The 17466-nt window shown below is 72.2% G+C and carries 19 protein-coding genes; 4 read left to right on the forward strand and 15 right to left on the reverse strand.

Features of this window, described 5'->3' with window-relative positions; translation table 11 throughout:
- Nucleotides 1-6: 6 nt before the first annotated feature.
- The 3 genes from C569_RS0109215 to C569_RS0109225 all read left to right on the forward strand — a co-directional run bounded on the left by C569_RS0109215 (nt 7) and on the right by C569_RS0109225 (nt 4882).
- Complete coding sequence (locus C569_RS0109215) at nt 7-1506, forward strand: 3' terminal RNA ribose 2'-O-methyltransferase Hen1 (RefSeq protein WP_018785500.1); 1500 nt, start codon at nt 7-9, stop codon at nt 1504-1506.
- On the forward strand, nt 1503-4019 hold the full coding sequence (locus C569_RS0109220) for a polynucleotide kinase-phosphatase (RefSeq protein WP_018785501.1): 2517 nt from the start codon (nt 1503-1505) through the stop codon (nt 4017-4019). Before C569_RS0109215 ends, C569_RS0109220 begins: the two co-directional genes overlap by 4 nt.
- An 80-nt stretch (nt 4020-4099) precedes the next feature.
- The gene (locus tag C569_RS0109225) at nt 4100-4882 is read left to right on the forward strand and encodes a DedA family protein (RefSeq protein ID WP_369753263.1); all 783 of its coding nucleotides are present in this window, start codon (nt 4100-4102) and stop codon (nt 4880-4882) included.
- 172 nt (nt 4883-5054) lie between these two features.
- Here C569_RS0109225 and C569_RS0109230 read toward each other — a convergent pair whose 3' ends face one another.
- From C569_RS0109230 to C569_RS0109305, 15 genes are all read right to left on the reverse strand, one after another.
- Nucleotides 5055-5432 carry a helix-turn-helix transcriptional regulator gene (locus tag C569_RS0109230; RefSeq protein WP_007454255.1) on the reverse strand — a complete coding sequence of 126 codons (378 nt, stop codon included), beginning with the start codon at nt 5430-5432 and terminating at the stop codon, nt 5055-5057.
- A 57-nt stretch (nt 5433-5489) separates the two neighbouring features.
- Nucleotides 5490-6029 (reverse strand): orotate phosphoribosyltransferase, encoded by a 540-nt coding sequence (pyrE, locus tag C569_RS0109235; protein WP_018785504.1) that lies wholly within the window; start codon nt 6027-6029, stop codon nt 5490-5492.
- A gap of 154 nt (nt 6030-6183) precedes the next feature.
- A complete protein-coding gene (locus tag C569_RS0109240) occupies nt 6184-6993 on the reverse strand; it encodes an SDR family oxidoreductase (RefSeq protein WP_018785505.1) in 810 nt (269 codons plus the stop codon).
- Nucleotides 6990-7718, reverse strand: coding sequence for a hypothetical protein (locus tag C569_RS0109245; RefSeq protein ID WP_018785506.1), 729 nt, complete (start codon nt 7716-7718; stop codon nt 6990-6992). The genes C569_RS0109240 and C569_RS0109245 overlap by 4 nt, the downstream gene beginning before the upstream one ends.
- A gap of 72 nt (nt 7719-7790) precedes the next feature.
- Nucleotides 7791-8543, reverse strand: a complete 753-nt coding sequence (locus C569_RS0109250) for a hypothetical protein (RefSeq protein ID WP_026267899.1) — start codon at nt 8541-8543, stop codon at nt 7791-7793.
- 187 nt (nt 8544-8730) lie between these two features.
- A complete protein-coding gene (locus C569_RS0109260; RefSeq protein ID WP_018785509.1) occupies nt 8731-10299 on the reverse strand; it encodes a polyamine aminopropyltransferase in 1569 nt (522 codons plus the stop codon).
- Nucleotides 10296-11060, reverse strand: a complete 765-nt coding sequence (locus C569_RS0109265; RefSeq protein WP_018785510.1) for a hypothetical protein — start codon at nt 11058-11060, stop codon at nt 10296-10298. The genes C569_RS0109260 and C569_RS0109265 overlap by 4 nt, the downstream gene beginning before the upstream one ends.
- Nucleotides 11060-11482 (reverse strand): DUF350 domain-containing protein, encoded by a 423-nt coding sequence (locus tag C569_RS0109270; protein ID WP_018785511.1) that lies wholly within the window; start codon nt 11480-11482, stop codon nt 11060-11062. Before C569_RS0109270 ends, C569_RS0109265 begins: the two co-directional genes overlap by 1 nt.
- Nucleotides 11483-11512: 30 nt before the next feature.
- Nucleotides 11513-11938: a DUF4247 domain-containing protein gene (locus tag C569_RS0109275; protein WP_018785512.1), complete on the reverse strand. Its 426-nt coding sequence runs from the start codon at nt 11936-11938 to the stop codon at nt 11513-11515.
- Entirely contained in the window at nt 11935-12429 is a 495-nt protein-coding gene (locus C569_RS0109280; RefSeq protein ID WP_018785513.1) for a DUF2617 family protein, read from the reverse strand. The genes C569_RS0109275 and C569_RS0109280 overlap by 4 nt, the downstream gene beginning before the upstream one ends.
- Nucleotide 12430: 1 nt before the next feature.
- A complete protein-coding gene (locus C569_RS0109285) occupies nt 12431-13069 on the reverse strand; it encodes a DUF4178 domain-containing protein (protein WP_018785514.1) in 639 nt (212 codons plus the stop codon).
- Between the two features lie 80 nt (nt 13070-13149).
- The gene (locus C569_RS0109290) at nt 13150-13530 is read right to left on the reverse strand and encodes a hypothetical protein (protein ID WP_018785515.1); all 381 of its coding nucleotides are present in this window, start codon (nt 13528-13530) and stop codon (nt 13150-13152) included.
- Between the two features lie 186 nt (nt 13531-13716).
- A complete protein-coding gene (clpB, locus tag C569_RS0109295) occupies nt 13717-16308 on the reverse strand; it encodes an ATP-dependent chaperone ClpB (protein WP_018785516.1) in 2592 nt (863 codons plus the stop codon).
- Nucleotides 16309-16419: 111 nt separating this feature from the next.
- The gene (locus C569_RS0109300) at nt 16420-16674 is read right to left on the reverse strand and encodes a hypothetical protein (protein ID WP_018785517.1); all 255 of its coding nucleotides are present in this window, start codon (nt 16672-16674) and stop codon (nt 16420-16422) included.
- On the reverse strand, nt 16671-16988 hold the full coding sequence (locus C569_RS0109305) for a DivIVA domain-containing protein (protein WP_018785518.1): 318 nt from the start codon (nt 16986-16988) through the stop codon (nt 16671-16673). The genes C569_RS0109300 and C569_RS0109305 overlap by 4 nt, the downstream gene beginning before the upstream one ends.
- Before the next feature lie 204 nt (nt 16989-17192).
- Between C569_RS0109305 and C569_RS0109310 the strand changes: the two genes are divergently transcribed.
- Nucleotides 17193-17411: a winged helix-turn-helix domain-containing protein gene (locus tag C569_RS0109310; RefSeq protein ID WP_018785519.1), complete on the forward strand. Its 219-nt coding sequence runs from the start codon at nt 17193-17195 to the stop codon at nt 17409-17411.
- Nucleotides 17412-17466: the final 55 nt, after the last annotated feature.

Raw genomic sequence — 17466 nt, forward strand, 5'->3', positions numbered from 1 at the left:
CGATGAGTGCTGCTGACCCTGACCACGACCCACCGCCCGGCGACCGACCTCGGACACCTCCTGGTGAAGCATCCGGACCGCGTGCAGAGCTTCGACCTGCCCGCCGGTGCCGCGCATGTGTTCTACCCGGAGGCGGACGAGGCGCGCTGCACGGCGGCGCTGCTGGTCGAGGTCGATCCGCTCAAGCTGGGCGGCGGCCGCAGGAACCGGGCGCCGGAGGGCTTCGCGCTCGGGCAGTACGTCAACGACCGCCCGTACGCCGCCTCCAGTCTGCTCTCGTCCGCGCTGGCGAAGGTGTTCCGCTCCGCCCTGCGCGGCGAGTCGCGCGACCGTCCCGAGCTGGCCGCGAGCGCGATCCCGCTGACCGTACGGGTGCCGGTGCTGCGCTGCCGGGGCGGTGCCGAGCTGGCGGTACGGATCTTCGCCCCGCTGGGCTGGGCCGTGACCGCCGACCCGGTCCCGCTCGACGAGACGTACCCGGAGTGGGGTGACAGCCGGTACGTCGATCTGACGCTCACCGGCACGCTGCGGCTCGCGGACGCCCTCAACCACCTGTACGTGCTGCTGCCGGTGCTCGACGACGCCAAGCACTACTGGGTGGCGCCGGACGAGGTGGACAAGCTGCTGCGCGCCGGTGCGGGCTGGCTGGCCGGTCACCCGGAGCGGGGTCTGATCACGCGCCGCTACCTGGCGCACCGCCGGGCGCTCGCGGGCGAGGCGATGGCCCGCCTGACCGAGCTGCGGCTGGCCGACGAGCCGCCCGCCGACGACAGCATCGAGCCGTCCACGGAGGCCGGGGCGGCGGAGGACGTCCGCCGGGCCTCGCTGGCGGTACGGCGCCGGGAGGCGGTGCTCGCCGCGCTGCGGGACAGCGGCGCGAGCCGGGTGCTGGACCTCGGTTGCGGTGGCGGCGCGCTGCTCACCGCGCTCGTCGCCGACCGGCGGTTCACCGAGGTGGTGGGCGTTGACGTGTCCGACCGGTCGCTCGGCATGGCGGCCCGGCGGCTGCGCCTGGACCGCCTTCCGGAGCGGCAGCGGGACCGGATCCGGCTGCGGCAGTCGGCGCTCACCTACCGGGACGACCGGCTCCGGGGGTACGACGCGGCGGTGCTGATGGAGGTCGTCGAGCACGTCGACCCGCCGCGCCTGCCGGCGCTGGAGGACGCGGTGTTCGGTCACGCCCGGCCGGGCACGGTGGTGGTGACGACGCCGAACGTGGAGTACAACGTGCGCTACGAGGGGCTCGGGCCGGGCCGGTTCCGGCACCCGGACCACCGGTTCGAGTGGACCCGGGCCGAGTTCGCCGCCTGGGTGGGCCGGATGGCGGCGGCGCACGGCTACACGGCGGTGCTCGGCGGCGTCGGCGACGACGACCCGGAGGTGGGCACGCCGACCCAGATCGCGGTGCTGACGCGGGACGACCGCAACGACCGGCCCGACCGCAACGACCGGGACGACCGGGACGAGAACACCGGCGACGACCGGAAGGAGGCGACGAACCGATGACCGTCCTGGACATCCCCGAGCTGGCTCTGGTGGCGCTCGTCGGCGTCTCCGGCTCCGGCAAGTCGACGTTCGCCCGGCGGCACTTCGCGCCCAGCCAGGTGCTCTCCTCGGACACGTTCCGCGGCTTGGTGGCCGACGACGAGAACGACCAGTCCGCGTCCGCCGACGCGTTCGACGCGCTGCACCACGTCGCCGCCATCCGGCTGCGGCGGGGACTGCTGACGGTGGTCGACGCGACGAACCTCCAGCCGCATGCCCGCGCCGGGCTGATCCGGGTGGCCCGCGAGCACGACGTGCTGCCGGTGGCGATCGTGCTGGACGTGCCGGAGGCGGTGGCCTGGGAGCGTACGGAGGCGCGCGCCGACCGGACGCACGGCCGTCAGGTGCTGGGCCGGATGCGCCGCGACCTGCGGCAGTCGTACGGGCGGCTGGCCCGCGAGGGCTTCCGCAAGGTGCACGTGCTGCGCGGGGTGGAGGAGATCGACGCCGCGGAGATCCGCTTCGAGAAGCTGTTCAACGACCGGCGGGAGCTGACCGGTCCGTTCGACGTGGTCGGGGACGTGCACGGCTGCCGTACCGAGCTGGAGACGCTGCTGTCCCGGCTCGGCTACGTGCTGCGGCACGACGACGCGGGCCGCCCGGTGGACGCGGCGCACCCGTCGGGGCGTACCGCGGTGTTCGTCGGTGACCTGGTGGACCGCGGCCCGGACTCGCCGGGCGTGCTCCGCCTGGTGATGGGCATGGTGGCGGCCGGCCACGCGATCTGCGTGCCGGGTAACCACGAGCAGAAGCTGCTGCGCAAGCTGCGCGGCCGGGACGTCCGGCTCACCCACGGCCTGGCCGAGACGATGGAGCAGCTCACCGCCGAGCCGCCGGAGTTCGTCGCCGAGGTGGAGACGTTCATCGACGGCCTGGTCAGCCACTTCGTGCTCGACGGCGGCCGGCTCGTGGTGGCGCACGCCGGCTTGAAGGAGGCGTACCACGGACGGGCGTCCGGCCGGGTGCGGTCGTTCGCGCTCTACGGCGAGACCACCGGCGAGACCGACGAGTACGGCCTGCCGGTGCGCTACCCGTGGGCGCGGGACTACCGGGGTTCGGCGACGGTCGTGTACGGGCACACGCCGACGCCCGAGCCGGAGTGGGTGAACAACACCATCTGCCTGGACACCGGTTGCGTGTTCGGCGGGCGGCTCACCGCGCTGCGTTACCCGGAGAGGGAGCTGGTGGCCGTCCCGGCGGTGCAGGAGTGGTACGCCCCGGCCCGCCCGCTGGGCCCGGTCGCGCCGGCGCGGCCGGACACCGTGCTGGACCTGGCCGACGTGACCGGCCGGCGGCACCTCACCCACGCGTACGGGTCGCTGACGGTGCCGGCCGAGAACGCCGCCGCCGCACTGGAGGTGATGAGCCGGTTCGCGGTCGACCCGGGCCGGTTGGTGTGGCTTCCGCCGACCATGGCGCCCTGCTCCACGTCGGCGGTGGACGGGTTCCTGGAGCATCCGGCCGAGGCGTTCGCCGACTACCGGGGGGCCGGTGTCGACCGGGTGGTCTGCGAGGAGAAGCACATGGGCTCGCGGGCGGTGGTGCTCGTGGAGCGGGAGCCGGGCCGCTTCGGCGGCGGGGTGGTGCACACCCGTACCGGGCGGCCGTTCTTCGATCCGCCGCTGCACGACGGGTTGCTGGCCCGGGTGCGCACCGCGGTCACCACCGCCGGCCTCTGGGCCGAGCTGGACACCGACTGGCTGCTGCTCGACACCGAGCTGCTGCCCTGGTCGGCGAAGGCGGGTGGGCTGATCCGCGAGCAGTACGCCGGGGTCGGCGCGGCCGGGCGGGCCGCGTTGCCGCCGGTGCTCGCCGCGCTGGACACCGCCGCCGGGCGCGGGCTGCCGGTGGCCGCGCTGCGCGACCGGATGGCGGGGCGGGCCGCGGAGGTCACCGCCTACTCGGCGGCCTACCGGGCGTACGTCCGGCCGACCGACGGGCTGCGCGGGGTGACCCTGGCGCCGTTCGCGGTGCTGGCCGGCGCCGGGGTGAGCTACGCCGACCGCGATCACGGCTGGCACCTGTCGCTGGCCGACCGGCTCTGCGCCGCCGATCCGGAGTTCTTCACCCAGACCCGGCGGCGGGTGGTGGACCTGGCCGACGAGTCGGCGGTGGCGGACGCCACCGGGTGGTGGCTTGCGCTCACCGCCGCCGGTGGCGAGGGCATGGTGGTCAAGCCGTACGCGGGCCTGGCCGCCCGGTCGCCGAAGGGTTCGCTGCTCCAGCCGGGGATCAAGTGCCGGGGGCGGGAGTACCTGCGGATCATCTACGGTCCCGGGTACACCGATCCGGCGCAGCTCGCCGCGTTGCGCCGCCGGTCGCTGGGCCGCAAGCGCGGGATGGCGCTGCGGGAGCACGGGCTGGGCCTGGCCGCGCTGGACGCGCTGGCCGAGGACGCGCCGCTCTGGCGCCGCCACGAGCTGGTGTTCGCGATCCTCGCCTGCGAGTCCGAACCGGTCGACCCCCGCCTCTGACGACGACGTCCGGTCCGGCCGAAATGCCGGACCGGGCCGGGGTACCGTGTGTGGCCGTGAACACAGCAGAGAAGACCCGGATGTTCTCCGAGAGCGTGGCGCTGAACCCGCTCGATCCGAAGGACCTCATCCACACCTTCGGCATGGTCGGCGTCTGGGTGATCCTCTTCGCCGAGACCGGGCTGCTCGTCGGCTTCTTCTTCCCCGGCGACTCGCTGCTGTTCCTGGCCGGGGTGGCTGCCTCACCGGTGGCGGACGCCATCTTCGGCGACGGCACCCGTGTGTCCCTGATCGGGCTGATGATCGGCGGTCCGCTCTGCGCCATCGTCGGCGCCCAGTTCGGGCACTGGCTCGGCGCCCGGTACGGCCGGCGCATGTTCGACAAGCCCAACTCCCGGCTGTTCAAGCGGGAGTACGTGGAGAAGGCGGAGTACTACTTCCAGAAGTTCGGCCCGGCGAAGGCAGTGGTGCTGGCCCGGTTCATCCCGATCGTGCGGACGTTCCTCAACCCGGTCGCCGGGGTGCTCGGCATGCCGGCGCGCCGGTTCTTCCTGTGGAACGTGGTGGGCGCGGTCCTCTGGGTGGACGGCATCCTGCTGGTCGGCTATCTGCTGGCCCGCCAGATCTACGACGCCATCGGCGACAAGATCGACAGGTACATCCTGCCGGTGGTCGCGCTGATCATCGTGATCTCGGTGATGCCGATCTTCTTCGAGTTCCTGCGCGACCGGCGGGCACGTAAGCGCGGCGAGGCGGTCGCCGTCATCACCGCGGCGACGTTGGCCGGCACCGTGGAGGCGGCCCGGGAGGGCATCGAGGGGCATCGTCCCGGGCACGGCGACGGTGGTCAGCACCGGCACTGAGCACGTACGGACGCCGAAGGCCGGCCCTCGGACGAGGACCGGCCTTCGACAGCACTGCTCCAGCCGGGTCACACGGACGACGACAACCGTCACCGTGCGCTGATGGCGCCACCCCTCGCACGCCACCGGTCACCCGGTCGGGACAACCCTCGGTCGGGTCGGCCCGAAGGTTTCAGCGAGCCTTCTTGGTGGCCCGCTTCCGCGGCGGGGTGAGCAGGTCCGCGATCGTGGCGATCGCGGACGGCACCAGCCGGTAGTACGCCCAGACCCCGCGCTTCTCCCGCTCCAGCAAGCCGGCCTCGGTGAGGATTCGCAGGTGGTGGCTGACCGTCGGCTGCGAGAGGCCGAGCGGCGCGGTGAGGTCACACACGCACGCCTCCCCCTCGGGAGCCGACTGGATCAGGCTGAGCAGCCGCAGCCGGGCGGGGTCCGCGAGGGCCTTGAGGACCCCCGCAAGCCGCTCGGCGTCGGCGCGTTCGATCGGCTCGCCGGCAAGCGGCGAGATCTGAGGCATGGTCATTTCAGCCAACGCAGTTCCCACGTATTCCATCCTTCCACCAGCAGCATCGATCCGCCTGCATATCAGCAGATCCGAATCGGCAAACTTTTACGCCACAAGGCCGAGGTCAGCCAACGTATAGGCCGCCCGATAGGGCAATCCGGCGGCTCGCACCGCGTCGCCGGCACCTCGATCAACAATAACCGCCACACCCACCACCTCGGCCCCCGCCTCACGCAATGCCTCGACCGCCGTCAACACACTTCCACCTGTGGTGGAGGTGTCCTCGACCGCGAGCACCCGTCGCCCGGAGACGTCCGGCCCCTCGATCCGGCGCTGGAGACCGTGGGCTTTGCCCTCCTTGCGGACCACGAAGGCGTCGACCGCGCGGCCGGTGCCCGCCGAGGCGTGCAGCATGGCGGCGGCCACCGGATCGGCGCCCAGGGTCAGCCCACCGACCGCGTCGTACGCCCAGTCGGCGGTGAGGTCCCGCATGACCCGGCCGATCAACGGAGCCGCCTCGTGATGGAGCGTGACGCGGCGCAGATCCACGTACCAGTCCGCCTCGCGGCCCGACGAGAGCACCACCCGGCCGTGCACCACAGCGAGGTCAGTGATGAATTTGCGCAGGTCGTCGTGGTCGCCCATGGCTCAAGAGCGTACTTCGCGAGTCTGAGAGCCGTGTCTCGGGTGTGCCCCGGTCAACCCTGCGGGCGACCGACGGGTGGCGATGAGCGGCTACGCTGTGCGACTGTCCATCCCGGCCGGCCACCGGGCCGGCCCGCGTACGGGCCGCCGCCGGTCAGCCGCGCTGCCGCCCGACCGCACCCCGGGTGTCCCGCCGGAAGCCGCGCAGCAGGCGCTTCGGCGCGTGCCGCAGCCCGGCCACCGCCACCTTGTACTTCCAGTCCGGGACACTGACGAACTTACCTTTATGCAGGTCACGGAGCCCTTCGGCGACCACATCGTCGGCCCGCAGCCAGGCCCAGGCGGGCAGGCGCGACATGTCGATGCCCGCTCGTTCGTGATTACCGGTCCGGGTGTAGCCGGGGCAGAGCGCCATCACGCGTACACCGAGCGGCGCGACGGACTGGCCGATCGATTCACTGAAATTCGTCACCCACGCCTTGCTGGCCGAGTACGTGGATCCCGGCATGGGGACGCCGAAGCCCGCAACGGAAGAGACATTTATCACTGCCCCGTGGCCTCGGTCGATCATCGGGTCGAGGGCGGCGTGGGTCAGACGCAGCACCGCGAGCACGTTGAGCCGGACCAGCCGCGCCTCGTCCGCCACCGGCGAGCGGACGAACGACGTGTTCAGGCTGATGCCGGCGTTGTTGACGAGCAACTCGATCGGCGTACCGGCGATCAGCCGCTGTTCGACCGCCGCACAGCCGTCCTCGGTGGACAGGTCGGCGGCTATCGTCTCCGCGTCGCCGCCGTGCCGGCCGGTCAGCTCGGCAGCCAGCGCGTCGAGCCGGGCGGCGTCCCGGGCCACCAGGACGAGATCCCAGCCGTCGGCGGCGAGCCGGCGGGCGAACGCCTCGCCGATGCCCAGGCTGGCACCGGTGACCAGGGCGCGGCGCCGGGAGAGGTCGGTGTCACCGGTCATCGGCGGTCCTCCGGCGGCGGCGGGAACCCACCCGGCGGCGGCACGGGCGGGACGGACGGGGGCGGGTTCAGGCCGGGTGGCGGTCCCCAGGGCGTCGGCCCGGCGGCGGTCGCGCCGGACACGGTCGAGCCGTAGCCGGACAGCCGCAGCGGCGCGGATCGGCGGCGCAGGAACGCGCCGGACGACGGCAGCGTGAGCAGCACGGCGACCACCAGGTAGCCGAGGATCTGCGCCACCGACAGCGTCGCGTTCACCGGGATCCACCACGACGGGTAGGCGTCGCCGACGAGCCCCAGCAGGTCGGCGGTGATCCGGTCGTCCGCGCCGAGCCGCAGCGGGGCGGCCCGCTGGCCGACCAGCACCGCCAGCCCGCAGCAACCGCAGAGCAGGCCCGTCCCGGCGACCACCCAGGTCGCCGTGCGGGCACCGGACCGGCCGGCGAGCAGACCGAGCGCGAACCCGACGAGCAGCAGCGCGGCGAGCACGCCGAGCACGGCGGCCAGCACTGTGGAGCCGCGCAGCAGACCGGCCACCTGGTCGATGTCGCCGCCGGTCGCGCCGGTCCGCTCGGCCGCCGCATCCCGGAACCGGTCCACCGTGCCACCGCCGACGGCCAGGTTGACCACCGCGTACGCCACGGCGCCGACCGCCATCACCGACAGCAGCGCCGCCGCGGCGAGGACCGTGGCCGGCCGGCGGGGTGCGGCCCGATCGGGGTACGACACGACTGATCCCTCCGGTAGGCGTCGGCTTGCAACCTACTCGGAGGGATCGTCGGCGTCGCTGCAATCCGGACGTCAACTTCCGGATGGCGGCTCCGGATCGCGGCGCTCACCCGGCTGATCGCCGGGCGCGGACGGCGGCTGACCACCCGGCGCGGACGGCGGAGTGCCGGGCGTCGGCGGATACGACGGGTACGCCGGATCCCCCGGCTGGCCCGGGTGCGACGGGTACGCCGGGTAGGCGCCACCGGGCACCGGCGGCTCCCAGCCGGCCTTGGGCTTGCGGAAGAACTCGTTCGACTTCGGCAGCGCCAGCAGGATCAGCGCGGCCAGCAGGGCGAGCAGCGCGACCAGACTCAGCAGCAGGCTGACCGGGGTGTACCAGGACGGCAGCGCGTCCTCCATCCGGCGCTGGATCTCATCGGAGCTGGGCACGTCACCGGTGGTGCCGCCGCCCGTCATGCCGCCGGCGAGACCACTCACCAGCCCACCGCCGGTGCAGCAGAACAGGATGCCGCCCAGCACCCAGGTGGTGATCCGGGCGCCGTTCTTGCCCCGGTTGTTCAGCAGCGCGAGGACGACGAGCCCGGCCGCGATCAACAGCGACACGACCGCCATGACGAGGCTGAACGCGTACGCGATGTCGGCGGCCCCCTCGGCCGAGGTGCCCGCGTACGCCTCGGTGAGAACGTCGCGGATCGTGCCGACGACTGTCAGCGCCACGATCAGGTTCAGCACCTGGATCACGGCGACGAGGATGAGCAGCCAACTGGAGAGCGTCACCGTGCCGGGACGCGTGCGGGGCGGGGTGCCCGAAGCATCGACCATGATTCTCCCTTCCTGGATCAGATGCTCACCGTAGCGATCTTCCACCAGCTCAGCACGCCGGAACGGCTCACCTCCCGGCGGCGCGCCGCAACCGGCGGTGCTCGGCGGTCACCACGCCGAGCAGCACGAGATCGAGCGCGACGGCGGAGACCGCGCCGAACTGGTTCACCGTGAAGGTGAAGACCTGCTAGTAGCCGCGCCATTCCTCGCGGGCGTAGTCCAGCACCCTCGGCCGCAGCAGCGTCGAGGCCGGCACGTCGAGCCGGGCCCGGTCGGCGGGGAACGTGCCGGCGGCGGCCAGCACCTGCGGGGTGAGGAACCGCAGCGGCGGCGGATCGGCCGGCAGCGCCAGCTCCGGTGCGACGTCGCCAGGTGCGGCGAGCACGAACCCCCAGTCGCCGAAGCTCGGCACGTCGACGTGGTACGGCACGGTGGCGAAGCCGGCCTCGCGGACCGACCGTTCGATCGACCAGTACGACCGGGGCGCGAAGTAGGGCGAGCCGGACTGCACGACGAGCCGCCCGCCGGGGGCCAGCACCGGCCGGACCAGTGTGTAGAACTCGATCGTGTAGAGCTTCGCGGTGGCCGTCTCGTCCGGGTCCGGCAGGTCGGCGATCACCACGTCGAAGCGGTCCGCGGCGGTACGCAGCCAGGCGAACGCGTCCAGGTTGAGCACCCGTACCCGGGGGTCGGTGAGCGACTCCCGGTTCAGCTCGCGCAGCTGCGGCTCGCGGCGGGCCAGCTCGACCACGGCCGGGTCGAGGTCGACGAGCGTCACCGAGCGCACGTCCGGGTACTTGAGGATCTCCCGCGCGGCCAGCCCGTCCCCCGCGCCGAGCACCAGCACGTCGCCGTGCGCCCCGCGCATCGCCGGGTGCACGAGCGCCTCGTGGTAGCGGTACTCGTCGATCGAGCTGAACTGGAGGTCGCCGTTGAGGAACAGCCGCAGATCGGCGGCGGAGTGGCCGGGCTCGCGCACCGAACGGGTCAGCACGATCTCCTGGTAGCGGCTGCGCTCGGCGTGCACCACCGGGTCGCGGTAGAGCTGCTGACGCGTGGTCACCTCGAAGTCGTGGGCGGTCACCCACGCGTACCCGAGGAGCAGGCCGACCACGACGGTGGCCGCGCCCAGCGCGGCCACCGCCCGGCGGCTCAGGTCGGCGCGGAACACGGTGAAGACGAGGACGACACCTGCGACCGCGTTCACCGCGCCCACCACGAGCGCGCCCTTGAGCTGGCCGAAGACCGGGATCAGCAGGAACGGGAAGGCCAGCCCGCCGAGCAACGCGCCCACGTAGTCGGCGGCGAACAGGTCGGCCACCGCGCTGCCCGCGGACTGCTCCCGGATGCGTTGCAGCATCACCATGAGCAGCGGAATCTCCGCGCCGATCAGCAGGCCGAGCACGAACGCGGTGCCGACGAGCGCCGGGCCGTACAGGTCGAGCCAGGCGAACGCGGCGTAGAGGCCGAGTACGGACAGACCGCCGAGCAGAGCCAGCGTCAGCTCGATCACCGCGAACGAGACCACCGCCCGGGACTGCAACGGCTTCGCCACCAGCGCGCCGACGCCCATCGCGAAGACCATCACGCCGAGCACGATCGACGCCTGACCGACCGTGTCGCCGATCAGGTAGCTGCCGAGCGCGACCAGCGCCAGCTCGTACACCAGGCCGCAGGCCGCACAGACGAAGACCGCGAGCAGGACCGCCGCGCGGGCCAGGCGCCACCGCGGCCGTGCGGCCACGTCGACGGTCACCGTCTGCTCCGGGTACGTCCGGCGGCTCCCGCCCCGGCGCGCTGCGCGGGCACCCGTCCCCGGTGCCTGCGGCGCTGGCGCACGCCCACGGCGAGGAACAGCGCGGCGAGCAGGAACAGGCCGACCGAGCTGAGGACGTAGACCCAGCGGTCCCGCCAGAAGTCGTTGCCGGCGTCCGGCAGCGGGGCGGCCTCGGCCGACGGCCCGGCGGTGGGCGTCGCGGCCGGCTCGGCGAGCCCGCGCTCGGCGGCGAGCAGCGGCAGGATCGTGGCGGCCCGGGTGACGGCCCAGCCCGGGTCGTCGACGAACGCCTCCTCGTCCAGCCCGAAGCGGCCCAGGCGGGTCTCGATCGCGGCGAGGTCGGTGAACTCGATGTCGTCCGAGCCCTTGATCCGGATCGTGGCGGAGTCCTCCGACTCGCTGCTGGACGGGGTGTACCTGACCGTCGCGGACACCGCGATCCAGCGCGTGCAGCCGGGCGCGTCGATGACGCTGGTGCCGTCGCCGAGGTTGGAGCCCACGCTCACCTCGTCGTACACGTCGAGCAGTTCCCAGCCGTAGCAGACGCCCTGGCTGTCGGCGGCGGTCCGGAGGATCGGCACGGTGCCGGACCGCTCGTCGGCCACCGGGGCGGGGACGGAGGTGTCCGAGTCTCCGCTGTTCACCCCGATGACGACGGCGACGACCAGGATCCCGGCGGTCAGCGTCCAGGCCCACACCTGCTGGCGCTTCTTCTGCTGGGCGGTGGCCTTTCCCGCCATCAGATGATCGCGGCCGCGATGATCGCACCGGTGGCGAGATGCACGGTGGCGGAGACCCACACCGCCGGGTGCGGCTCCGGGTCGACGAGCAGCTCGCCGAGCTTGCCCGGAGTAGCCACGTCGAGCAGCACGAAGGCCGCCGCCATGATCACCAGACCGAGGATGCCGTACGCGCCCGCCCCGATCAGCCCCAGTGTGAAGTCGTCGGCGCTGGCCACGATCGCGGCGACCACGATCGTGCCGACCCCGAGCAGGTTGGACGAGAGCAGCAGCGCCGCGTTGCGGTTGCGCTCGGTCCAGATCAGCTCGTGGAGTTTGCCCGGGGTGGCCACATCGACAAGGACGTAGCCGATCGCCATCAGGACGACGCCGACCGCGCCGTACGCGAGGGTGACCAGCAGGTCGGTGACGAGATTCTGCACAGGTGACTCCAGAATGAGGGACGGGAGGGGCTACTTGCCGGAACCGGGGCCGCCGCCCCGGACCGTGCTGCCTCGGCCCCAGCCCCAGCTGTTGCCGACGACGCTGTGGTACCGGGGGTAGGCGGTGGTCATCTTCTCCAGCAGGATCACCGAGCCGACGGCGAGCGGGAGGATCACCACCGAGTCGTCGTCGTAGCGCAGGTACACGCCGCTGCCGTCGACGTACTGGTCGGCCGGCTTCCAGGCGTCGGTGATCTGCTTGGACACCTCACTCGGCGCCTTGTTCGAGGTGTACGCGACCGCGTTCGAGCCGATGTCCCGCGTGGAGGCGCGAGAGAAGGTGTCCTCCACGTAGCCCCGGGGCGAGAAGTTGCCGTAGAAGATCGTGAAGGCGGCGATGAGCGCGCCGATGAGAGCGACCGCCACGCCCACCACGAACCACCGTCGGTACGTCACAGCTCCTCCACCACGGTCTCGGTCAGGACCAGCTCGTTCGTCTGCGGGTAGGCGTGCCAGGTGCGCCAGGCGAGCGCGCCGTCCGGTGGACCGGGCCGGACGGAGAGCGCGGTGACCGCGTCCTCGTCGCCGGGGAAGACCCCGATCAGCGCGTACGGGTCGTCCGCCAGTTCGGCGCGCAGCGCCGCGACCCGGGCGCGCAGGCCGTCGCCGTCGGGCCGGAGCACAGTCGCGAGGAACCGGTAGCCGGCTCTCTCGTCGTGCAGCGTGCCCGGCAGGTGCGGCGGGCGGCCGGGCAGGCAGGCGACCGTCTCGGTGAGCGTGCCGAGCACCACCTGGTGGGAGGCGCCGAGCAGGCGCAGCCGCAGCCGCGGCAGCCCGGGCAGGTCGATGTCGCGTACGGCCAGTGCCGGCATCTCCGGGCCGCCCAGGGCCAGGCTCAGGTCGGCGGCGCTGGTGTCGACGTAGGGCGCGTGCAGGGAGACGAGCACCTCAGCGCACCGTCTCCGGGCCGCCCTGCGGGTAGATCATCACCTCGGCGCGGCGTAGCTCCTCGCCGACGTTGACCTCCCAGCCGGCCTCCCCGTACGCCTCGAACGACAGCCGTGCGCCGCCGGGCGCCTGGTAGTCGTGGTAGCGCATGGTGCCGTTCGGGTCGAGGCCGGTGCCCTCGGTGGCGGTGTAGCGGGCCTGGCCCGACTCGTCCCAGTTGTAGCGGCGGCCGGCCATCTCCAGCGTCGGGGCGCCCGGCGTCACGGTGGCCCCCGGCTCGCTGGTCCAGAGCACCATCTCCAGGTCCGGGTCGGTCTCGACGGAGAGCCAGCGCTTCACCCCGCCCGCGTCGTCGAGCAGGTGCTCCGCCCAGCTCCATCCGCCCTCGACCAGGTGCACCGAGCCGCGCACGGTGTACGGCACCGTGCGGATCTCGACGATGTCACCGGGCTTGAGCGCGCGCGGGTCACCGCGCAGCGAGTCGGTGTCCCGGTCCCGGAACGGGTCACCCGGTGCCGCCTTCGTCTTGGAACTGGACGCCGTCCGCGACTTCCGCACCGCGATGACGGCGATCACCACACCCGCCACCCCGACCAGACAGCCCAGCGTGGTCACCACGTACGCCAACGAACCGTTCACGACCGCCTCCCCAACGTGCTCGGCGGGAACGGTAACAACCGCACGCACCCCTGATGAAGACCTGTTCGCTGAGTGTGCGCTCAGCTACTTTGGGCACCGGCGAGCCGGTCGGCGGCGTATTCGCCCAGCGTGGTGCGCCCCATCAGGCAACCGGAGAACGTGGTGAACTCGCCGTCGTCGCCGCGCAGCCGGGCCCAGGCGTCCCGCCCGGCCGCCGGGTCGACGGCCTCCAGCAACGTCGCCGCGTACGCCCGGCCGGCCGGTGAACCCCTGCGGAGCAACCTGTCGATCCGCTTGCGGGCCGCCTCCGGGTGCTCCCGCAACCCCTGTTCCAACGTCCGGTACGCCTCGGTCACGGGCAGGATCTGCCCCGCCAGCCCCACCCCGCCGAAGGCGAGGGTGTCCGCGCCGTCGAGTTTCCGCGCCGCCTCGTCGAGTTCCCGTTCCCAGCTCCCGCTCATGCCCCACTATGTGCCCACCCCACCACCCCCGCACTCCCCGTAAGGAAGGGCCCCCTATTAACGCCTCCGGTAGAGGAAGGGCCCCTTGTTAACAACCCGCGAGGCGCACGCACCGGCGGCACGCGGCCAGCGGTGGGGACGGCGAAGGCCCGACCAGGACGGCCGGGCCTTCACACGGGTGGCGGGTCAGGCGGCGGTGACCGCCAGGGACTCCTTGGAGTCGGACAGGTCGACGCGGACCGTGTCGCCGTCGCGGATCACCCCGGCCAGCAGCGCCTTGGCGAGCTGGTCGCCGATCGCCGACTGCACCAGCCGGCGCAGCGGGCGGGCACCGTAGATCGGGTCGTACCCGTGCTCGGCGATCCAGGTGCGTGCGGCGTCGCTGACGTCCAGTGCCAACCGGCGGTCCGCAAGACGGGTTCGCATCCGGTCGAGCTGGATGTCCACGATCGACCGCAGGTCCTCGCCCCGGAGCGCGGCGAACACCACGATGTCGTCGAGTCGGTTGAGGAACTCCGGCTTGAAGTGCGACCGGACCACCGCGAGCACACCCTCCCGGCGCTCGTTCTCGGTGAGCGTCAGGTCGCTGATCACCGACGAACCGAGGTTCGAGGTGAGGATCAGGATCGCGTTGCGGAAGTCGACGGTACGGCCCTGCCCGTCGGTGAGCCGACCGTCGTCGAGCACCTGGAGCAGCACGTCGAAGACGTCCGGGTGGGCCTTCTCCACCTCGTCCAGCAGGATCACCGAGTACGGCCGGCGGCGTACCGCCTCGGTGAGCTGGCCGCCCTCGGAGTAGCCGACGTACCCGGGCGGGGCACCGACCAGGCGGGCCACCGAGTGCTTCTCGCCGTACTCGCTCATGTCGATGCGGACCATGGCCCGCTCGTCGTCGAAGAGGAACTCGGCGAGCGCCTTGGCCAGCTCGGTCTTGCCGACGCCGGTCGGGCCGAGGAACAGGAAGCTGCCGGTCGGGCGGTCCGGATCGGCGATGCCGGCGCGGGCGCGCCGGACCGCATCGGAGACCGAGGTGACCGCCTCGGACTGGCCGACCACCCGGGAACCCAGCGTCTCCTCCATCCGGAGCAGCTTGGCGGTCTCGCCTTCGAGCAGCCGCCCGGCGGGAATGCCGGTCCAGGAGGCGACCACGGCGGCGATGTCGTCCGCGCCGACCTCCTCCTTGAGCATCGCGCCGTCGGCCTGGAGCCGGGCCAGTTCCTCCTCGGCCTGCTTCAGCTCGGTCCGCAGCGCGGGGATCCGGCCGTACCGCAGCTCGGCGGCTCGTTCCAGCTCGCCGTCGCGCTCGGCCCGCTCGGCCTCGCCGCCGAGGCGCTCCAGCTCCTCCTTGGCGGTGGAGAGCTTGGTGATGTGGCTCTTCTCGGTCTGCCAGCGCTCGGAGAGCGCGGTGAGCTGCTCACGCTTGTCGGCCAGCTCCTTGCGCAGCCGTTCCAGACGCTCGGCGGACGCGGCGTCCGGCTCCTTGGCGAGCGCCATCTCCTCGATCTCCAGCCGGCGTACCGCCCGCTCGATCTCGTCCACCTCGACCGGCCGCGAGTCGATCTCCATGCGCAGCCGGGACGCGGACTCGTCGACCAGGTCGATGGCCTTGTCCGGCAGGAACCGGTCGGTGATGTACCGGTCGGAGAGCGCCGCGGCGGCCACCAGTGCGGCGTCGGTGATCCGTACGCCGTGGTGCACCTCGTAGCGCTCCTTGAGGCCGCGCAGGATGCCGATGGTGTCCTCGATCGTCGGCTCGCCGACCAGCACCGGCTGGAAGCGGCGCTCCAGGGCTGGGTCCTTCTCGATGTGCTCGCGGTACTCGTCGAGCGTGGTCGCGCCGACCATTCGCAGCTCGCCGCGCGCCAGCATCGGCTTGAGCATGTTGCCGGCGTCCATCGAGCCCTCGCCCTTGCCCGCGCCGACCACCGTGTGCAGCTCGTCGAGGAACGTGATGACCTGGCCGTCGGAGTTCTTGATCTCCTCCAGCACGGACTTCAGCCGCTCCTCGAACTGGCCGCGGTAGGACGCGCCGGCCACCATCGCGCCGAGGTCGAGCGAGACCAGCTTCTTGTCCCGCAGCGACTCCGGCACGTCGCCGGCCACGATCCGCTGGGCCAGGCCCTCCACGATCGCCGTCTTGCCGACGCCCGGCTCGCCGATCAGCACCGGGTTGTTCTTCGTACGCCGGGACAGCACCTGGATCACCCGGCGGATTTCCGAGTCCCGGCCGATCACCGGGTCGATCTTGCCGTCGCGGGCGCTGGCGGTGAGGTCGACGCCGTACTTGGTCAGGGCCTGGTAGGTCTGCTCCGGGTCGGCCGTGGTGACCCGGCGGTCCCCGCCCCGGACGGTCGGGAACGCGGCGACCAGGTTCTCCTCGGTGGCGCCGGAGTTCTTCAGCGCGACCGAGACCGCGCCGCCGACCCGGGCCAGCCCGGCCAGCAGGTGCTCGGTCGAGGTGTACTCGTCGCCCAGCGGCCGCGCGATCTGCTCGGCGGCGCCGATGGCGTTGACGAATTCGCGGGCCAGCGTCGGCTCGGCGATGCTCGACCCACGGGCGGCGGGCAGGGCGTCGACCGAGCGCTGGGCGGCGCGGCGCAGCTCGGCGGGGTCGGCCCCGACGGCGCGCAGCAGGCCCGCGGCGGTCGAGCCCTCGGTGTCCAGCAGTGACAGCAGCAGGTGCCAGGGCTCCACGGTGGCGTGACCGCGCTGGTTCGCCAGCGCGACGGCACCGGTGATGGCTTCGCGGCTCTTGGTGGTGAGACGTTCCGTGTTCATGGGCTCCCCCGGATCGGCGTGTCCACTGGACATGACACAACCAGGGTTGAGTCTATTCCGCTCAACTCCACCCCTGTGACCTGAGTCACAGGGCCCATTCGTACCAAGATCTCAGCGCCGTGGAAGGCGCGCGAGGCAAGGGGTCTCGTGGTCGGCGCGCAGCACGCAACGCCGACCGCCGTCCAGCTTGCGGTCGCAGAACACCCAATGGCGTACGGCCTGGTCGTCCTCGGCCGAGACGGTGATCCCGCCCAGCTCCACCACCGCGAGGAACGCCAACGAGCGCCCGGCCGTGCGACCGAGCATCTTCGCCCGGGCCAGGTCGGCCGCGCGCACCGGCAGATGGATCACGTACCGCACGGTCACGACCGACCGGCCAGGTCGCGCATCGACGGCGCCTGACGCGACTGCCACTCGCGCAACGCGTGCTTGATCCGGGCCGTCTCGTCCCGGCTTCGAGCGATTTCGGCGTACGCGGCGGCGAGGTCCCCGGCGACGCGATCGAGGAACGCGGCGACCTCGGCCGGGTCCAGCCCTCGACGGCGCGTCGCGAAACGGTGGCCCCGCACCTGCCAGGGCCGGAGCGGGAGGTACGAGGTGGCGCGGTAGGCGCCGCCCGGCGCGGAGTTGGGCGGTTCCGCGTTCCGCTGCTTCGGACGTATTCGCAGGAGATTGCGCACGGCACTGCCCCTTCTCGTCGAGGACGGAGGTCGGGACGAGCCACGGGGGTGCCCGCCCCGACCCCGGGAAGCTCCAGGTGCCATCCGGGAGCGTTCGTCAGCAACCTACAATCGGTACCGGTTGTAGGTCAACGACCAACCCACAATTGCTTGAGGTTGGAGGTGGATGCATGGTCGAATGGGCGTGCCATCCGGGGAGTGTGTATGCCCAAACAGCAGTACCAAGTGCTCGCAGACGAACTGAAGAGCAAGATCGATTCGGGAGAGTGGCCACCCGGCACCAAGCTGCCGAGCCGCGCCCAACTGTGCAAGGACTACGGCGTCTCCGACACCGTAGTGGGCAAGGCGATGATGATCCTGCGTGCGACCGGCCTCACCGAGACGCTCGAAGGCGTCGGCGTGTTCGTGGCCGAAAGGACCTAGAAGGCCGTCCGAGCTGCACGATCAACCTTTCCTTCAGCCCTGGAGGCAGTACGTG

The organism is Micromonospora sp. CNB394 (genome assembly GCF_000374985.1).
In the GTDB taxonomy this organism is placed as follows: Bacteria; Actinomycetota; Actinomycetes; order Mycobacteriales; family Micromonosporaceae; genus Micromonospora; species Micromonospora marina.